This is a genomic window from Halomonas elongata (assembly GCF_029081005.1).
Lineage (GTDB): Bacteria > Pseudomonadota > Gammaproteobacteria > Pseudomonadales > Halomonadaceae > Halomonas > Halomonas elongata_B.
In genome coordinates this window covers 1-229 of the sequence record NZ_JAJQTQ010000164.1, presented here as the reverse complement: position 1 = coordinate 229, position 229 = coordinate 1, and the positions used below count along the sequence as shown (strand labels likewise).

At 64.2% G+C, this 229-nt stretch carries 1 protein-coding gene; it reads right to left on the bottom strand.

Annotated features, from left to right (window positions below; translation table 11 throughout):
• On the bottom strand, window positions 1-229 hold a 229-nt coding region (locus tag LU493_RS19940; RefSeq protein WP_275289524.1), incomplete at both ends, for a hypothetical protein.

Genomic DNA, 229 nt, shown 5'->3' with positions numbered 1-229 from the left:
CGGCACCCGTATCCTGCAGGCCATCCAGGGCCTTGAGGGTAAAGCTGGACGCAACTCGGATGTCGTCGGCGTTCGGGGTGGAACCGTCCGCCAGGCCGCTCTCGAACACCACCTGGTCATTGATGTTGCCATCCGGCTCGGTGCTGCCATGCTCGTTCGGCACATCGACGGTCACGCCGTCGTCGCTGCCATCGATGGTGATGGTCAGGGTGGCGTCATCGGCATCGCT